13 protein-coding genes are annotated in these 16,400 nt (G+C 46.9%); 9 read left to right on the top strand and 4 right to left on the bottom strand.

What is annotated here, in order from left to right; genetic code table 11:
- The first annotated feature begins 473 nt into the window (after window positions 1-473).
- Window positions 474-1,841: a hypothetical protein gene (locus ORJ01_RS09720; RefSeq protein ID WP_306177846.1), complete on the top strand. Its 1,368-nt coding sequence runs from the start codon at window positions 474-476 to the stop codon at window positions 1,839-1,841.
- A gap of 693 nt (window positions 1,842-2,534) precedes the next feature.
- Here ORJ01_RS09720 and ORJ01_RS09715 read toward each other — a convergent pair.
- A complete protein-coding gene (locus ORJ01_RS09715; RefSeq protein WP_229588107.1) occupies window positions 2,535-3,143 on the bottom strand; it encodes a TetR/AcrR family transcriptional regulator in 609 nt (202 codons plus the stop codon).
- A 253-nt stretch (window positions 3,144-3,396) separates the two neighbouring features.
- Between ORJ01_RS09715 and ORJ01_RS09710 the strand changes: the two genes are divergently transcribed.
- From ORJ01_RS09710 to ORJ01_RS09695, 4 genes are all read left to right on the top strand, one after another.
- Window positions 3,397-4,641, top strand: a complete 1,245-nt coding sequence (locus ORJ01_RS09710; RefSeq protein ID WP_306177845.1) for an efflux RND transporter periplasmic adaptor subunit — start codon at window positions 3,397-3,399, stop codon at window positions 4,639-4,641.
- A 10-nt stretch (window positions 4,642-4,651) separates the two neighbouring features.
- A complete protein-coding gene (locus ORJ01_RS09705; RefSeq protein WP_306177844.1) occupies window positions 4,652-7,825 on the top strand; it encodes an efflux RND transporter permease subunit in 3,174 nt (1,057 codons plus the stop codon).
- On the top strand, window positions 7,818-9,200 hold the full coding sequence (locus ORJ01_RS09700; RefSeq protein WP_306177843.1) for an efflux transporter outer membrane subunit: 1,383 nt from the start codon (window positions 7,818-7,820) through the stop codon (window positions 9,198-9,200). The genes ORJ01_RS09705 and ORJ01_RS09700 overlap by 8 nt, the downstream gene beginning before the upstream one ends.
- A gap of 159 nt (window positions 9,201-9,359) precedes the next feature.
- On the top strand, window positions 9,360-9,983 hold the full coding sequence (locus tag ORJ01_RS09695; RefSeq protein WP_306177842.1) for a LysE family translocator: 624 nt from the start codon (window positions 9,360-9,362) through the stop codon (window positions 9,981-9,983).
- A gap of 3 nt (window positions 9,984-9,986) precedes the next feature.
- Here ORJ01_RS09695 and ORJ01_RS09690 read toward each other — a convergent pair whose 3' ends face one another.
- Both ORJ01_RS09690 and ORJ01_RS09685 read right to left on the bottom strand, forming a co-directional pair.
- Window positions 9,987-10,595, bottom strand: coding sequence for a DUF502 domain-containing protein (locus ORJ01_RS09690; RefSeq protein WP_306177841.1), 609 nt, complete (start codon window positions 10,593-10,595; stop codon window positions 9,987-9,989).
- A gap of 10 nt (window positions 10,596-10,605) precedes the next feature.
- Window positions 10,606-11,691 carry a DUF2891 domain-containing protein gene (locus ORJ01_RS09685; RefSeq protein ID WP_306177840.1) on the bottom strand — a complete coding sequence of 362 codons (1,086 nt, stop codon included), beginning with the start codon at window positions 11,689-11,691 and terminating at the stop codon, window positions 10,606-10,608.
- Between the two features lie 321 nt (window positions 11,692-12,012).
- Here ORJ01_RS09685 and ORJ01_RS09680 point away from each other — a divergent pair, with 321 nt between their 5' ends.
- A complete protein-coding gene (locus ORJ01_RS09680) occupies window positions 12,013-13,479 on the top strand; it encodes an aminoacyl-histidine dipeptidase (protein ID WP_306177839.1) in 1,467 nt (488 codons plus the stop codon).
- Between the two features lie 55 nt (window positions 13,480-13,534).
- Here the strand turns inward: ORJ01_RS09680 and ORJ01_RS09675 are convergent, their stop codons facing one another.
- Entirely contained in the window at window positions 13,535-14,044 is a 510-nt protein-coding gene (locus ORJ01_RS09675; RefSeq protein ID WP_306177838.1) for a lipocalin family protein, read from the bottom strand.
- A 91-nt stretch (window positions 14,045-14,135) separates the two neighbouring features.
- Between ORJ01_RS09675 and ORJ01_RS09670 the strand changes: the two genes are divergently transcribed.
- From ORJ01_RS09670 to ORJ01_RS09660, 3 genes are all read left to right on the top strand, one after another.
- Window positions 14,136-14,498: a DUF2237 family protein gene (locus ORJ01_RS09670; RefSeq protein ID WP_226751700.1), complete on the top strand. Its 363-nt coding sequence runs from the start codon at window positions 14,136-14,138 to the stop codon at window positions 14,496-14,498.
- Between the two features lie 2 nt (window positions 14,499-14,500).
- Entirely contained in the window at window positions 14,501-14,752 is a 252-nt protein-coding gene (locus ORJ01_RS09665; RefSeq protein WP_226751701.1) for a TIGR03643 family protein, read from the top strand.
- Window positions 14,753-14,813: 61 nt separating this feature from the next.
- Window positions 14,814-16,265 carry an NAD-dependent succinate-semialdehyde dehydrogenase gene (locus ORJ01_RS09660; protein ID WP_306177837.1) on the top strand — a complete coding sequence of 484 codons (1,452 nt, stop codon included), beginning with the start codon at window positions 14,814-14,816 and terminating at the stop codon, window positions 16,263-16,265.
- Window positions 16,266-16,400: the final 135 nt, after the last annotated feature.

The following is a 16,400-nucleotide window of genomic DNA, read 5'->3' as shown; positions in this document are numbered from 1 at the left end:
CTTTTTCGCCGTTGGCGAGAGACTTTCTTTTGCCTCGCCAAAAGAAAGTCCCGCAAAGAAAAGGCGACCCACGTTGCGGCGAAAGCCCGTTCAATTTTGCCCGCCCAAGGCGACGAGGTAACTCGCTCGGCGCTACCGCACCTCACTCAGACACCCCTCGTTTTAAAACCTTGGTCGTGCAAATTTGATCGGCTTGCAACGTAATGGGATTGAAAAGCATATCAGCCTTCGGGGTGTTTCTGCTTAAGATTACTACTGCAACGAGCAAAAAACAGGCCTTCGTTAGTACTAAAAAGTATCAGCAATTGTATGTAAGATTACAGAATTATTAAGCCAATAATTGACACTTTGTTGCCTATCAGCTAAAAAATGCAAAACGTATTGGATGACTGAGAAAAATGATCAAATTAGACAATCATTTTTAGGTTTGACTTACTTCAGGTTACTAAAATACCCGTATGACATGGATATTTATGAAATTCATATTATTTTTTATTTTTGTATTATCTTCAACAGCAGTATTTGCAGAACCCCTCAGGCTATCGGGCACTTTAATTCTTTCAATTGAGAAGGGAACAATAGAAGCTGAATTAAAGCTCAGCAACATACCAAAAATCAAAAATTACTACATCTTTATTAACTCTGGTTTAAACATCGAATACTTTAGAGATAAAGACGATAGCTTCAATTATGCTTATCGGAAAAAATACAATGATGAATATTCATACGAAAGCTTCGGATACTACCTCCCTGATAATAGTGGTAAAGAAAAATTTCTCCCAGCGTCGTTAAACTTTAAATATACAGGCAAATTTCCAGTGATTTCAGATATGGATAAAGCAAGCGAACATGGTGACTGGAAAGGAAATATTGCATTTAACGGAAAGACATTAAGATCTGACGGAATGCAAGCATCATGGTATCCAGTGCTTTATGACATTGATAAGGATGTCAGGTTTGATTCGGTGGCATATGATATTGAGATTAAATGCGCTGATTGTAAATCAATTTACTTGAACGGTAGTTCTCCAGTTACAGGCAGAGCAGGTAAGTTTAAAAGCGAAAAGCCTGTGGAATTAATGTTATTTGCAGGTGATTTCGAAATAGAAAAGTCAAATGGCAGCTACTTCTTAAATGCAGGGCTTTCCAATAAGCAAATGGTTTATTTTGGTAACGTTATCTCATCATTTGAAAAATTTTATCAAAACAAACTAAATCTTCCATACGGTGAAGATGTTGTATTCATACACACAACTCCAATCTCTAAAAATAATAGTTGGCTTTTTGTTGCATACCCTAGCATCATTAATGTAGGTCATTTTGAAAGCGGGTTAAGTGATTTAATCGATGACGAAAAATCCAATTGGTTCAAGCCTTTTATAGCGCATGAATTAGCGCATTATTATTTTGGTACTTATAGAAAGTTCAATTCTGAACTAGGTGATATGTTGTCAGAGTCATTTTCAGAATATATATCTCTAAAACTTGTAAAAGAATTGATCGGTGAAGATGTCTTTAATAGCATCGTCGACAGTAAACACAAAGAGTTAACAAATACTAAGCTGATACCGTTTAGCGGTATAAAATCGTCAAGTGACTATGGTGATAGAAACTTGTACGTTTACGCATATGCTCCGACTAATTGGATAAAATTGGAACATGCTATTGGCGAGGAGAATATGTGGAGATGGATAAATAAATTACTTACAGTTGAAAGCGAATTTACTGATTATGACTTTCTAATAAAAACTCTTGGTGATGTATTGAATGATAAAGCATTACTAGAAGTTATTGAGTCCCGTTATTTTTCAGCAGTTATACCATTTGAAAGCAACCACTAAAGTTGCATTAGACACCTTTAGTCGTCCGCGAACAGCACATACCAACTGTTTGGCAAACCAAATTCCGCTAAGAATATGAACTCCCCTTTGTAGCGAGCCGACTGATCATCGTTGGCCAAGGTTTTAAGAAAACGGGTGTTTGAGTGCGGCGACGGTAGTGCCGCGCGAGTTACGTTTTCGCCTTGGACAACGTATGAGTAGTTGGACTTTCGAGCGGAAGTGGGGTCGCATTTTCTTTGTATACTTTCTTTTGGCGACGCAAAAGAAAGTATCTCACCGCAGGTGAAATACAAGCCAGCCTCTGCGACTAGGTCATTGAAATAATAATAGTTACTTGATGAAAGGCCGCGTATTCAGCCAAGAGAATACCGCTCTGGATTTCAATCCCCTTTGTAGCGAGCCGACTGATCATCGTTGGCCAAGGTTTTAAGAAAACGGGTGTTTGAGTGCGGCGACGTTAGCGCCGTGCGAGTTACGTTTTCGCCTTGGACAGCGCATGAGCAGTTGGGCTTTCGAGCGGAAGTAGGGTCGCATTTTCTTTGGATACTTTCTTTTGGCGATGCAAAAGAAAGTATCTCGCCAACGGCGAAAACGTTAAGGGTCTAGGTATCTGCCCCCGAAGCTTGCTTAAATCTTGCCTAGCCACGTAGGCTAAATCACCGAATATTCAGCCGCAAAAAATGCAGGTAAAACTTAGCGTGGAAAGGCCTGCAGCGTCATTTCAGCAATTTGCTGCAGTTGCTCTGCTGTGGCGCCATTATTGGCTTGAATCGCCATGCCTTGTAACACGGTTCCCATAAAGCGTGACAACACTTCTGCATCAACATGTGCCGGAAGATCGCCCGCTATTTTGGCCTGAGCAAAGCGTTCATGCAGTTTTTGTTCACCGGCCAACCGGCGATTAATTAATGCCGCTTTTACGGCCGATGCCGCTTCGCTGCAAGACAAGGCGCCTTGCACCACAAAACAACCTTGGGGTTGTGTTTTGTCGGCCATATTATTCGCCGCACCATAAAGCATATGTTCGGCTACTTGATAGGCAGTGGGTTTTTCTAGTGCCGGTAAAAAAAACGAGCAAGGGCGGCTTTCATAAAGCTCAATGGCTTTTAAAAAAAGCTGTTCTTTATTACCAAAAGCGGCATACAAGCTGGGTTTGTTAATTCCCATGGCTTCGGTGAGATCGGCTAATGAAGTGCCATCGTATCCTCTGCGCCAGAAGACCTCTAGAGCCTTCTCAAGCGCGGTATCTGTATCAAAGGCGCGGGGGCGGCCGACACTTTGTGGGCAACTTGTTACGGTCATGGCTCTGCTCCTGAAAATAGTGTTTATATAGTAAACAGCAAATCGCCCCATGTCCAGCAAGGGTTATATACCGCTAGGTATAAAACCTGACCCCCAGCTAACGCTTATAACGAATCGTTATAAAGGCAAACTTATTATATTTACCACTTGGTACAAAATAGATTGACAGTAAGAGATAAATCTATATATTTACCGACCGGTACAAAACAAGCAGATTAAATGCAAATTACGCAACAAAGTGGAGACGTGCGTCATGAGTAGTTTCAAACAGGTGAGAATTTTAATGTTAGCCAGCGTTGCGGCATTAGCGCTGTCCGCTTGTGGCAATCCTGAAGCCGCGGAACAAGCTACGGCGCCTGCTGCTCCTGAAGTGAGTGTGGCACAGGTTGTCGCTGAGCGTATCACCGAATGGGACGAATTTACGGGCCGTTTGCAAGCTCCGCAAACCGTGAGGCTGGTGCCTCGTGTATCCGGTTATATTGAGCAGGTACATTTCAGCGAGGGCGCTTTGGTGCGTGAAGGGGATTTACTGCTGAAAATCGATCCTCGCCCGTTTACCGCAGATGTGGCGCGTTTAAAAGCCGAATTACAAAACGCCGAAAGCGCGGCCAGCTTAGCTGAAAGTGAATTTCGGCGCGGCGAAAGGTTAAGCAAGCAGCAAGCTATTTCTACTGAAGCACTCGACAGCCGCAAAGCTCGGCAACAACAAACAGCGGCCACTGTCGCTGCGGTGAAAGCCGCCTTACAGCGCGCAGAGTTAGATTTAAGTTATACCCGCGTAACGGCCCCTATTAGTGGCCGAGTGTCTTATGCGATGGTAACGGCCGGTAACTTTGTGACCGCTGGGCAAACTGAACTGACCAATGTGGTCTCGACTGACAAAATGTATGCCTATTTCGATGTAGACGAGCAAAGCTATTTAAAATACGCCCGCCTAAGCAACGAAGGAAAACGCGCCGATACGCGTGATGCAACGGGCAACCCAGTTTATATGGCGCTGGCTAACGATACAGATTATCAACATATCGGTCAGATCGATTTTGTGGATAACAGTGTCAATCAACACACTGGCACTATTCGTCTTCGCGCCAGTTTTGCTAATCAAGATAACCATTTATTACCAGGTTTATTTGCCCGTTTAAAGCTCGTTGGCAGCAATAGCTATGACGGCGTGTTAATTGATGAAAAAGCCATTGGTACGGATTTGAATAATAAGTTTGTATTGGTGGTGAATGCCAATAATCAACTGGAATATCGCGCCGTGACTTTAGGGGAAAAAATCAATGATTTGCGCATTGTTAAAGCGGGCTTAGCCCCTAGCGATAAGATCGTGGTCAATGGTTTGCAGCGGGTACGGCCGAATATGCAAATTTCACCGAAAATGGTGGAGATGGCAAATGAAACGCAGTTAACGCAAATTCGTCAGGCACAGCAACTGCTTGAGCAAAGCCATGCCGCATTAACAGCACAAGCCGCACACAGCGCGACTCAAGGTTAAGGGCTCTTCGATGTTTTCTCAATTTTTTATCAAACGGCCGATCTTTGCTGCCGTTATTTCATTACTGTTTTTTATCAGTGGTGCCATTGCGGTTTGGCAACTGCCGGTAACGGAATATCCAGAAGTGGTGCCACCCACTGTGGTGGTCACCGCAAATTATCCGGGTGCCAACCCTAAAGTGATTGCTGAAACCGTTGCCTCGCCGTTAGAGCAGGAAATCAACGGTGTTGAAGATATGTTGTATATGTCATCGCAAGCCACCTCGGATGGCCGCATGACCTTAACCATTACCTTTGCCATTGGTACCAACGTCGATTTAGCGCAAAGTCAGGTGCAAGCGCGGGTTGATCGCGCTATGCCAAGGCTGCCGCAAGAAGTGCAGCGGCTGGGCATTGTCACAGAGAAATCGTCACCCGATCTGACCATGGTGGTGCATTTAACGTCACCAGACGATCGTTACGACATGCTGTATTTATCAAATTATGCTGCGCTAAATGTTAAAGATGAATTAGCGCGTATTGAAGGTGTTGGCGCGGTACGGGTATTTGGTGCGGGTGATTACAGCATGCGTATCTGGTTAGATCCGAGTAAGGTTGCGGCCTTAGGGTTATCGCCAAGCCAAATTGCCAGTGCCATTCGTGAGCAAAACCAACAAGCCGCTGCCGGTAGTTTGGGCGCACAACCGAGTGGCGATGCCGATTTTCAATTATTGATCAATGTGAAAGGCCGTTTAACCACGGAGGCAGAGTTTGAAGACATTATTATCAAAGTGGGCGAGCGTGGTGAAATCAGCCGCTTAAAAGATGTCGCCCGGGTCGAATTGGGTGCATCTACCTATGCGCTGCGTTCCTTGTTAGATAATAAAGATGCGGTTGCCTTACCGATTTTCCAAGCTTCAGGTTCAAACGCCATTCAAATCTCTAATGATGTGCGTAGCACTATGCAAAGCTTAAGCAAAAGCTTCCCGGATGGGCTTAGTTACGACATCGTTTACGATCCCACGGTTTTCGTGCGGGGCTCAATTGAAGCCGTTGTAAAAACCTTACTTGAAGCCGTATTGCTGGTGGTGTTAGTGGTGGTGCTGTTTTTACAAACATGGCGCGCGTCTATTATTCCGCTGGTGGCTGTGCCGGTGTCTTTAGTGGGTACTTTTGCCTTTATGCACTTAATGGGTTTCTCATTAAATGCCTTATCGTTATTTGGCTTAGTTTTAGCAATTGGTATCGTGGTTGATGATGCCATTGTGGTGGTCGAAAACGTTGAGCGTAATATCAGCGAAGGTTTATCACCGGTAGCGGCTACACAAAAAGCCATGAAAGAGGTCACGGGGCCTATCGTGGCCACCACCTTGGTATTAGCGGCCGTGTTTATTCCAACAGCGTTTATGTCGGGTTTAACCGGGCAATTTTATAAGCAATTCGCGCTAACGATTACTATTTCTACCTTTATTTCGGCGATTAACTCTTTAACGTTGAGCCCGGCATTGTCGGCCCTTTTGTTAAAAGGGCATGGCGAGAAAAAAGATGCGCTAACCCGTGGTATGGACAAACTGTTAGGCGGTTGGTTGTTTGTACCGTTTAACCGTTTCTTTGCGCGATTGTCTAATGGCTATGGTTATTTGGTACAAAAGATTATCCGTTTTGGTGCTATCGTGATGTTGCTGTATGTCGCGCTGGTCGGTTTAACGGGGTTGCAGTTTGCCACTACGCCAACCGGTTATGTGCCTGGGCAAGATAAGCAATATTTAGTTGCTTTTGCGCAGCTACCGGATGCCGCTTCACTTGAGCGTACCGAAGCGGTGGTGAAAGAAATGTCACGGATCGCCTTAGCACAGCCAGGTGTGGCTAATTCGGTGGCCTTTCCAGGACTGAGCATCAATGGCTTTACCAATAGCCCGAACAGTGGTGTGGTCTTTACCCCGTTAGACAGCTTTGACGAGCGTCAAGATCCAGCGTTATCCGCTAATGCCATCGCTGCAGCCTTAAACCAAAAATTTGCTGGTATTGAAGATGCTTACATCGCTATTTTTCCACCACCGCCAGTACAAGGTTTAGGCACCATTGGCGGCTTTAGATTGCAAATTCAAGACCGTGCTAATTATGGTTATGAAGAGCTGTACAACGTGACCATGCAGGTAATGATGAAAGCGTGGCAGACACCTGAACTTGCTGGGGTGTTTTCAAGTTATCAGGTTAATGTGCCGCAGCTAGATTTAGATATTGATCGCACCAAAGCGAAACAACAGCAAGTTTCGTTGGATACGGTGTTTCAAACGCTGCAGGCGTATATGGGCTCGGTTTATGTCAATGACTTTAACCAGTTTGGTCGCACCTATCAGGTGAATATGCAAGCTGATCAAAAGTTTAGACAAACGCCAGAACAAATCAGCCAGTTAAAAGTACCGAATGCCCAGGGTGAAATGATCCCACTTGGTTCTTTTATCACGGTAACCGATACCGCCGGCCCTGATCGCGTGATGCACTACAACGGTTTTACTACGGCAGAATTAAATGGTGGTGCGGCCCCCGGCTTTAGCAGTGGCGAAGCGCAAGCGGCTATTGAGAAAATCTTGGCAGAAACGCTACCCAATGGCATGACTTACGAGTGGACTGAACTGACCTACCAGCAAATCTTAGCCGGTAATGCGGGCATGTTTATCTACCCGTTAGTGATTTTGCTGGTGTTTATGGTGTTAGCGGCGCAGTACGAAAGCTTAAGCTTGCCGCTGGCGATAATCCTGATCATTCCAATGACCTTATTATCGGCGTTAAGTGGTGTGCTGTTATACGGCGGTGATAACAATATCTTTACGCAAATCGGTTTAATTGTGTTGGTGGGCTTGGCAACGAAGAATGCCATTCTTATCGTCGAGTTTGCGAAAGAGTTGCAAGACCAAGGCATGACAGCTTTAGAGGCCATTTTAGAGGCCGGTCGCTTACGTTTAAGACCGATTTTAATGACGTCTATTGCCTTTATTATGGGCGTAGTACCGATGGTGTTCTCCAGTGGTGCCGGTGCAGAAATGCGCCAAGCGATGGGCGTAGCGGTATTTGCCGGCATGATCGGTGTCACAATCTTCGGCTTAATTTTAACCCCATTGTTTTATTATTTATTGGCGAGCCGTGCCGAGAAAAAGCGCGCCCTTGCTGCAACTCAACCCACTGTGGAGACTGCCGATGCTTAAGCAACTAAAACTGTCGACTATTTCACTGGTGGTGGCAACCTTAAGCGCCTGCGCAGTGGGGCCTGATTATCAAGCGCCCACCCAGGTGGCAGCTATTGCGGTTCAGAGCCCTTTTCAGCAGGCTGAGCAAGCCCAAAGCTGGTGGTTGGCTTTTGATGATGCCGCGTTAAATCGGCTGATCCAACGAGCGCTTGTGGAGAATCGAACTCTGGCACAAGCCCGCGCTAACGTTGACCGCGCCTATGCGGTATTTCGTGACACGCAAAATAATAGCTTGCCCAAGGGGAGTTTAGCGAGCAGTTATCAAGCAACTGAAAATGGCACAGTGTCAAGCAGCGATAACGGTGTCATTACCCGTGGTTTTAGCAATGGCGCTAGCTTAAGTTGGGATGTCGATTTATTTGGTAAGCTACGGCGGGCCACCGAAGCGGCAACCGCGGCGGCAGAGCAAGCCGATATCTTGTGGCATGATGCGCAAGTGCAGCTGATTAGCCAAGTTGCCACCAGCTATGGTGAATATCGCGGTGCGCAGCTGCGGTTATTAGTGGCAGAGCAAAATTTGCAGAATTTGCAACAAAGCCGAGACATCGTGCTGGCTCGGCTTGAAGCTGGTTTAGCGTCTGAATTAGAGTTTGCGCAAATAGAGGTGCAATATCATCAGGTGCAAGCCGCGGTGCCCGCCTTTCGGGTGGCCTTGTTAACTGCCGATGCCACCTTATCAGCGTTATTAGCGCAACAACCTGGCCAGTTGAACTTAGGCTCAGTGCCCAAATTACCTGAATTGGCAAAGCCGGTCAGTATCGTCGCCGCTGAAAATTACTTGCAGTATCGGCCTGATGTTGCCGCAGCCGAGCGTGAATTAGCAGCTCGTACTGCCGATATTGGCGTGGCTACTGCCGATCTGTATCCGAACTTATCCGTAACGGGCTTTTTGGGTTTTATTTCGGGCCCAGGTTTTTCCTTGGGCAGTGATAATCAAAGTTGGGCGCTTGCGCCCACACTAAGCTGGCAGGCTGCCGATTTAGGCTCGGTGAAAGCGCGGATCCGTGTGGCAGAAGCCAATACCACTATGGCCTTAGCCCAGTTCGAGCAGCAGGTGTTCAATGCCATTGCCGATATGCAACTGAGCTTGCAAAGCTACAATTTGAGCCGTGAGCAGCAACTGAGCACTGAGCGGCAATGGCAAGCTAGCAATAAAGCGCTGCGTATAGCACGTGAACGTTACAATGCCGGTAGCGGTGAGTTTTTAGCTTTATTAGATGCCGAGCGCGAGCAGCTGTTCGCGCGCGATCAGTTAGCGCAACTGCAGCAACAAAGTTTTGGTCGCTTAGTGGCTATTTACCGCAGTTTTGGTGGTGCGATCCAGCTGCAATAAATACAGCTTGCCGTGCTTTAAGTTAAAAAGCTGGAGTAATCCAGCTTTTTGCTTTGATAAAACCGTCAAAATACCTGAAGGGCGCTAATTCCTGTTTAAAGTCACTTGCTGAGTGCACAACTAATCGCCAAAATAGCCGCCTACTGCGATGAGGTCACTATGGTTAATTTAGCTTTGCTGGGTGCGTTTATTCCGACGTTTTTGTTTGTGTCGGTAACACCGGGTATGTGTATGACGCTGGCAATGACGCTGGGTATGAGCCAAGGCGTGCGCCGCACCTTTTGGATGATGTGGGGTGAAATGTTAGGCGTGGGGCTGGTGGCGGTATTGGCCGTGCTAGGCGTCGCCGCGCTCATGTTGCAATTTCCGGCGTTATTTCAATGTTTCAAACTGCTGGGCGCGGCTTATTTGTGCTATGTGGGTATCCAAATGTGGCGGGCTAAAGGCAAGTTAGCTTTACCCAGTTCTGGCGCCGTACCGCAATTGTTATCGCGCCGCGCCTTGTTTAGTCAGGGGTTTATCACCGCAGTGTCCAATCCGAAAGGCTGGGCATTTCATATGGCGTTATTACCGCCGTTTATCGACAGTTCGCTGTCGTTTTGGCCGCAACTGGCTATTTTGATCAGTATTATTTTGTTGCTAGAGTTTTTATCTATGCTGCTGTATGCCAGTGGCGGTAAAGCCTTGGCATTGTTTCTAACACGGTCTAATCGGGTGCAGTATCTCAATCGCATTGGCGCCAGCCTGATGTTCGGCGTGGCGCTGTGGATGCTAGTCGATTAACGTTTAATCGGGCTTAGGCGATGCTTTGGCACTGCCAATACCCCCGCTTAACACCAGTTGTAGTGCTTCTGCGGGTTTCATATCAATTGTGCGGGTACAGCTGCGCGGTACAATAATGGTATAACCGCCCACGTTGTAAGCCATCGGTAAAAAGACGGCTAATTGCTCTTCTTGCATTAAGCTCGACATGCGGTCATCGGCTTGGCCGCCTTGTTTGGTGACAATACCAATCATCTCAATCTCGGATGAGGGCAGCTTAACCAGTACCACCGATCCATCTTTAAAATTTTTACCCGACATCACATCAATAATATCTTGCAGCATGCCGTAAATTTGTTTGGTACCGGGCAACTTCATCAGCGTTTTGCCAGGTAATTGCCAAAGCCAGTTGAGGCTGCGCCAACGTGAGCTAAAACCCACTGCAACACAGACTAATAGGAAGCCGACGATGGCTAAACCCGGAAAATACCATTCACCCGGCAGAACCATTTTAAACAGCGGGGCTAAACTGCTTTCGATGGTATGCAGCAGCCAGCGTAAGATCTCAATGGTGATCACTAAGGGTAAAATGATCACCAAGCCTTTCAATAGGCTTTTTACAAAAATGTTCATGAAAATCCTTTTATGGCTTAGCACTATTTAACGCATGAATGGCAAAACTACCTAACCAATGACCACCTTCGTAACTGTCGCCAATCAGGTTAGGATAGGAGTGCGCAACATGCTGATCGGCAATGGCTTGTAAATGGGCATAGCGTGGGTATTGTTTGGCCAGCACCGATAAATTCCAAGCGCGACTGAAGTTTAAACCATCTAAATGCACCAGTTTACCATCGCTGCGATCGCTAACTTGGCCAACGGCCAGTTTATAGTTTTTATCGGCTAATTGCGGCATAAAGCGGTTTACCCAGCGTAAAAACTGACCGGCAGGTAAAATGCGCTGCATTAGGCCAATTTCTTCTAAGCAAGGCGATAAAAAGTCGTAACCACTGGGCTCCCAGGTGATGGGGCAGTTGGCATCGTCTAAATAATAGCTTTTGGCACGCTCACTGATCAGCTGTTGTAACGCGGTATGCTGCAGGGTAAGCGCATAATCGTAAGCAAAGCTTAAACCAAAGGCGGTATTAGTATGTTCACCCACTCGCACCGGATAAACCAAGCGCGGTAAGAAGTTTTCGTAGCGGCTAACAATCACATCGGCCAGTGGTTGTAAATTTTTAGCCAATTGTTGGCCAAGCGGATCGGGCCAACTGTGTAGCTCTGCGGAGAGCTTTAACAACCAGGCCCAACCGTACGTCCTTTCAAACGATGCATTGATATCTTTGCTAAAAAACGCAACTTCTTGTGCTACTTTTTCAACGGTGAGATTGCGTTTTAAAATCGTTTTTACTTCGTCAGCTTGCGCCAATTCAGGAAACTGTTTCAGTAAGGTCACCATCGACCAATAGCCGTGCACCGCACTGTGCCAATCAAAACAGCCATAAAATATCGGGTGCACCACCGACGGTTCTTGTAAGTCGGCAGCACTGCCTAATACAGTACCTGTTTTATACGGATAGGGTGTTTCGACACAATGCAGCGGTAATGTCACTAGCTTGTTAGCCTCTGCGAGGGTCAAACTATGGCTAGTTGCGGCGGTATTATTCGCCTGGCTGGTAAAACTGAGTGTGGCGACAAAAACCGTGCTGAGCAGGGTGCTTAACTTCATAATGAAACCTTGTTGTCTGCAGATAAGATCAGGTAATGCATCTAAGACTAAAGCATATTGGTGAGGTTGTTAATGTAAATTCGCCGCCTTTCGTCATTTCGCGGTTTTATATGGGCGAAAGCACTTTGCCGATAAGTTAACTCATTACGCTATAACTGGCAGCCTACCTTTACAGCTCTGCGATCTCTTTAGCCTGCGCCGGTGTGTGCGCTGCGGCAGAAACTCAACTCTGATGTTGGCTTATGTTAAACTGACGTCAATTTGGCTTTGCCTGCATATTCGCGCAAAGCCTGTCGTTTTCTTCGATTTTCAGGAGCCTTTGTGACTGCTTTATCTAGCTTATATCCACAACCCTTATGGCAATGGTTTGCGCAAATTTGTGCTATTCCTCATCCTTCAAAACATGAACAAGCACTTAGCCGGCATATTCAAGCCTGGGCGCGCGATAAAGGCTTAGCCGTGCATAAAGATCAGGTTGGCAACTTAATTATTAAAAAAACCGCCACTGCGGGCATGGAAAACCGTAAAGCCGTGGTTATTCAAGCGCACCTTGATATGGTGCCACAGAAAAATGCCGATAAAGTGCATGATTTTACAAAAGATCCTATTGATGCCTACGTTGATGGTGAATGGGTCACGGCACGTGGCACCACGCTGGGCTCAGACAACGGTATCGGTATGGCATCGGCGTTAGCTATCTTAGGCAGTGATGACATTAAACACGGCCCATTAGAAGTGTTACTAACGGTAGATGAAGAAGCGGGCATGACGGGCGCTTTTGCTTTGCAACCCGGTGTGCTAGAAGCCGAGATTTTAATTAATACCGACTCAGAGCAAGAAGGTGAAATTTACATGGGCTGCGCCGGTGGTGTAGACGCCGAATTTAGTGTGCCGATGCAATGGCAACCTATCCCTGCAGGACATCAAGCATGTCGGTTAAGTTTAACCGGTTTAAAGGGCGGCCACTCGGGCGTGAATATTCACTTAGGTCGCGGTAATGCCGCCAAACTATTAGCGCGCTTTTTAGTGATGTCGGCCGCTGAATTAGGTTTGCGGATCAGTGAAATAGTCGGCGGCTCTTTACGAAATGCCATTCCGCGTGAAGCCGGTGTTACGGTGACCTTGCCTGCGGCGAATCAAGCCTTGTTAGCTGAAAAAGTTGCAGCCTTTGAAGCGTTATTACAGCAAGAGTTAGCGGCTATTGAGCCAGCGATCCGCTTTGCTGTGGCGGAAACCATTTTACCCTCACAAGTCATGGCGCCACAGTGTGAACAAACGCTATTAAACTTATTACATGCTTGTCCGAATGGCGTGATGCGGATGAGTGATGACGTGGCGGGTGTGGTTGAAACCTCGTTAAACTTAGGTGTGATCACCACCGATGGCGACAGTGTACAGGTGGTGTGTTTAATTCGCTCACTGATCGATTCGGGCCGTGAGCATGTTGAGTCGATATTGACCAGTTTGGCGGCATTAGCCGGTGTCTCGATCAAATTTAACGGTGCTTATCCAGGTTGGAAGCCGGATCCTGATTCACCGGTAATGGCTATCGTTAAAGCCACTTACGAAGACATCTACAATAAAGAGCCAGTGATAATGGTGATCCATGCGGGTTTAGAATGTGGTTTATTTAAAAAGCCTTATCCTGAGATGGATATGGTATCGATTGGCCCAACCATTCGTTATCCGCATGGCCCTGACGAAATGGTGAATATCGAAACGGTCGGCCAGTATTGGCAATTGCTGTTAGCGGTACTAGAACGTATCCCGGAAAAGACCGCAGCTTAAGTCACTAAGCAAGCCGCAGTGAGCCATTACTGCGGCTTTTTCTTGGGCCAGCGCACTATTTGCAGCTGCCAATCCAAATCAAATTGTCAGTCGCCACCCCGATCCGTTCGGCTTCTTTTAAGAAAGGCGCACATTCTGCCGCCGTTAATTGCGGTTGGCGTGCCAGTAGCCAAGCGTAATCCGTATTAGGGCCTATTACCAAGGCAATTTGATAATCGGCATCTAACATGGCGATATTATAGCCGCCATAAAAAGGCCCAAAAAACGACACTTTTAAGCGGCCAACATCAGCGGCTTCCACAAAGTAAGCTTTGCCATTGGCGGTGTTCCAGCGTTGTTTTTTAGCATCGTAGCCACGGTTAATAACACTCACACCACCATCATCACGCCGTTGATATTCTGCGGTAACTTGGGTTAAGCCTCGCTCAAAAGAATGATCTAACCGGGCAATTTCATGCCAGGTACCAAGATAGCGCTCTAGCTCAAAAGGTTGCACCGGCGTTACGCCATCAGGCACGGCGGTGCAACCGGTTAGCAAAAATAGGCAGATCCAGAAAAAACGCATAACCACTCCTGTTTAAATATTTTGCAGATGATTAATCGACTCGGGGATTCTATACGTTTAACAAGCTTAACAGTGTCAAAAAGCAGATGATATGGATAAAAATATTCTTGGCGGTGCGCTAGAAGCGTGTTGCTACTCACCAATGACCGGCTATTTTCGTGATGGTTTTTGCAAAACAACCGCACAAGATAGCGGCAGTCATGTGCTGTGTGGTCAAATCAGCAGGGAGTTTTTAGATTTTACCTTAAGTCAGGGCAATGATTTGACTACGCCCCGGCCCGAGTGGCATTTTCCTGGCTTACAACCGGGCGATTTTTGGTGTCTTTGTGCCATGCGTTGGTTAGAAGCCGAGCAGGCCGGGGTTGCGCCTTTATTAAAGCTATCGGCTTGTCATAGCAAAGCGCTGCAGTTTGCCGAATTAGCCTTGTATCAGCAGTATGCGCTTAAGGAGTAACGATGCAGACCTTATCTGAAGAAGATGTCTCTCGTATTGTCGAAATGGCTTGGGAAGATCGTACACCGTTTGAGGCGATTGAAGGGCTGTATGGCTTAAATGAAAGTGCGGTGATTAAATTAATGCGCAAAACACTCAAAGCCGGAAGTTTTCGGCTATGGCGAGCGCGAGTAACGGGCCGTAAAACGAAACATTTACAGTTACGTGATCCCGCCGTTAGTCGGGCGTATTGTCCAACACAATATAAACGTTAGGGTTGTTTCCTGTGGGCTGAACGTCTAGGCTGGTTAGTCGCGATACAAGGAGACCGATGCGATGCTGACTAACGTAGATGCGAGTTTACTTAAAACCTGTTCCTTTATTAATGGCCAATGGCAAGCCGGCCCTGATAGTTTTGCCGTGACAAACCCTGCAACACAACAGGTGCTGCTGGACGTGCAAGGCGCTAATGCCGACATGGCAGAGGTTGCGGTAGTCGCTGCGGCAGCGGCCCAAGCCGCCTGGGCTGCCCAACCGGCTCAACAGCGAGCCTCAGTATTATTGCGCTGGCAGCAGTTGTTGTTGCAGCATAAAGCTGATTTAGCCCTGCTTCTGACTTTAGAACAAGGCAAACCGCTAACTGAAGCGGCGGCGGAAATCGAATATGGTGCTTCTTACCTGCAATGGTTTGCCGAAGAAGCGAAACGACTTTACGGCGACCTCATTCCTGCACCAGCCTCAGATAAACGTATTTTAGTACAGCGGCAGCCAGTGGGCGTTGTGACCGCGATCACTCCTTGGAATTTTCCCAATGCCATGATGATGCGCAAAGCCGCTGCCGCCTTAGCGGCCGGCTGTAGTTTTGTGGTCAAGGTAGCCCAGCAAACCCCCTTATCTGCCTTAGCTTGTGCCGAATTAGCGCAACAAGCCGGTGTGCCATCAGGTATCTTCAATGTGTTGGTTGGCACTGATGCCCAGGGCATGGGTGAGGTGCTTACGCAACATCCCAAGGTGAATAAATTCAGCTTTACCGGCTCAACTGCCGTTGGTAAAAAATTGCTACAACAATGCGCGACTGGAGTAAAACGGGTGAGCATGGAGCTTGGTGGCAATGCGCCTTTTATTGTATTTGCCAAAGCCGACTTAGAGCAAGCGGTAACAGGCCTGCTGGCGGCGAAGTTTCGTAATGCCGGCCAAACCTGTGTGTGCGCCAATCGTATTTTAGTTGAAGAAAGCGTGTTACCAGACTTTTTAGCGATGCTATTACCCAAAGTAAAGTCACTAAAAATGGCTGCTGGCGAGCAAGAAGGCACGCAAATTGGCCCCTTAATTGATGAAAAAGCCATCCAAAAAGTAGAGCAACTGGTTGAAAAAGCCTTGGCAGCAGGTGCTGTCTTACATTGTGGCGGTCAGCGCCAAGCCGCGGATAGTTTATTTTACCCTGCCACAGTATTAACCGATGTGCGTGCTGATATGGAAATAGCACAACAAGAGATCTTTGGCCCGGTCGTGGCCATCAGTAGTTTTAACAGCGAGGCGCAAGCGATACAACTTGCCAATGCTACTGAATATGGCTTGGCGGGTTATTTTTACAGCCAAGATTTAGCGCAAGTGTTTCGTGTGGCCGATGCCTTACAATTTGGCATGCTGGGTATTAACGAAGGCATTATCTCTAATGCTGCGGCACCTTTTGGCGGCATCAAGCAGTCAGGATATGGGCGTGAAGGATCAAAATACGGGCTGGATGATTATACCGATTTAAAGTATTTGTACCTTGGTGGGCTTTAAACGGGAGATGGATAAATCGTTGCTCAGTTAACGGCTTTTTCAGTTACAAAGCGCTTTAGCCGAGAGTGAGATAGACGCTCTTATGATAAAAAAAACCGGCTCTTAAGTGATGAGCTTAGGTGCCGGTTTTCGTTT

The organism is Alishewanella sp. SMS8, assembly GCF_030737935.1.
In the GTDB taxonomy this organism is placed as follows: Bacteria; Pseudomonadota; Gammaproteobacteria; order Enterobacterales; family Alteromonadaceae; genus Alishewanella; species Alishewanella maricola.
This window is presented reverse-complemented; position numbering and strand designations above follow the sequence as displayed.

Coding starts and splice junctions, on each gene's coding strand:
- ORJ01_RS09720 (WP_306177846.1), top strand. CDS start 474: ATGAAATTCATATTATTTTTTATTTTTGTATTATCTTCAACAGCAGTA.
- ORJ01_RS09715 (WP_229588107.1), bottom strand. CDS start 3,143: ATGACCGTAACAAGTTGCCCACAAAGTGTCGGCCGCCCCCGCGCCTTT.
- ORJ01_RS09710 (WP_306177845.1), top strand. CDS start 3,397: ATGAGTAGTTTCAAACAGGTGAGAATTTTAATGTTAGCCAGCGTTGCG.
- ORJ01_RS09705 (WP_306177844.1), top strand. CDS start 4,652: ATGTTTTCTCAATTTTTTATCAAACGGCCGATCTTTGCTGCCGTTATT.
- ORJ01_RS09700 (WP_306177843.1), top strand. CDS start 7,818: ATGCTTAAGCAACTAAAACTGTCGACTATTTCACTGGTGGTGGCAACC.
- ORJ01_RS09695 (WP_306177842.1), top strand. CDS start 9,360: ATGGTTAATTTAGCTTTGCTGGGTGCGTTTATTCCGACGTTTTTGTTT.
- ORJ01_RS09690 (WP_306177841.1), bottom strand. CDS start 10,595: ATGAACATTTTTGTAAAAAGCCTATTGAAAGGCTTGGTGATCATTTTA.
- ORJ01_RS09685 (WP_306177840.1), bottom strand. CDS start 11,691: ATGAAGTTAAGCACCCTGCTCAGCACGGTTTTTGTCGCCACACTCAGT.
- ORJ01_RS09675 (WP_306177838.1), bottom strand. CDS start 14,044: ATGCGTTTTTTCTGGATCTGCCTATTTTTGCTAACCGGTTGCACCGCC.
- ORJ01_RS09670 (WP_226751700.1), top strand. CDS start 14,136: ATGGATAAAAATATTCTTGGCGGTGCGCTAGAAGCGTGTTGCTACTCA.
- ORJ01_RS09665 (WP_226751701.1), top strand. CDS start 14,501: ATGCAGACCTTATCTGAAGAAGATGTCTCTCGTATTGTCGAAATGGCT.
- ORJ01_RS09660 (WP_306177837.1), top strand. CDS start 14,814: ATGCTGACTAACGTAGATGCGAGTTTACTTAAAACCTGTTCCTTTATT.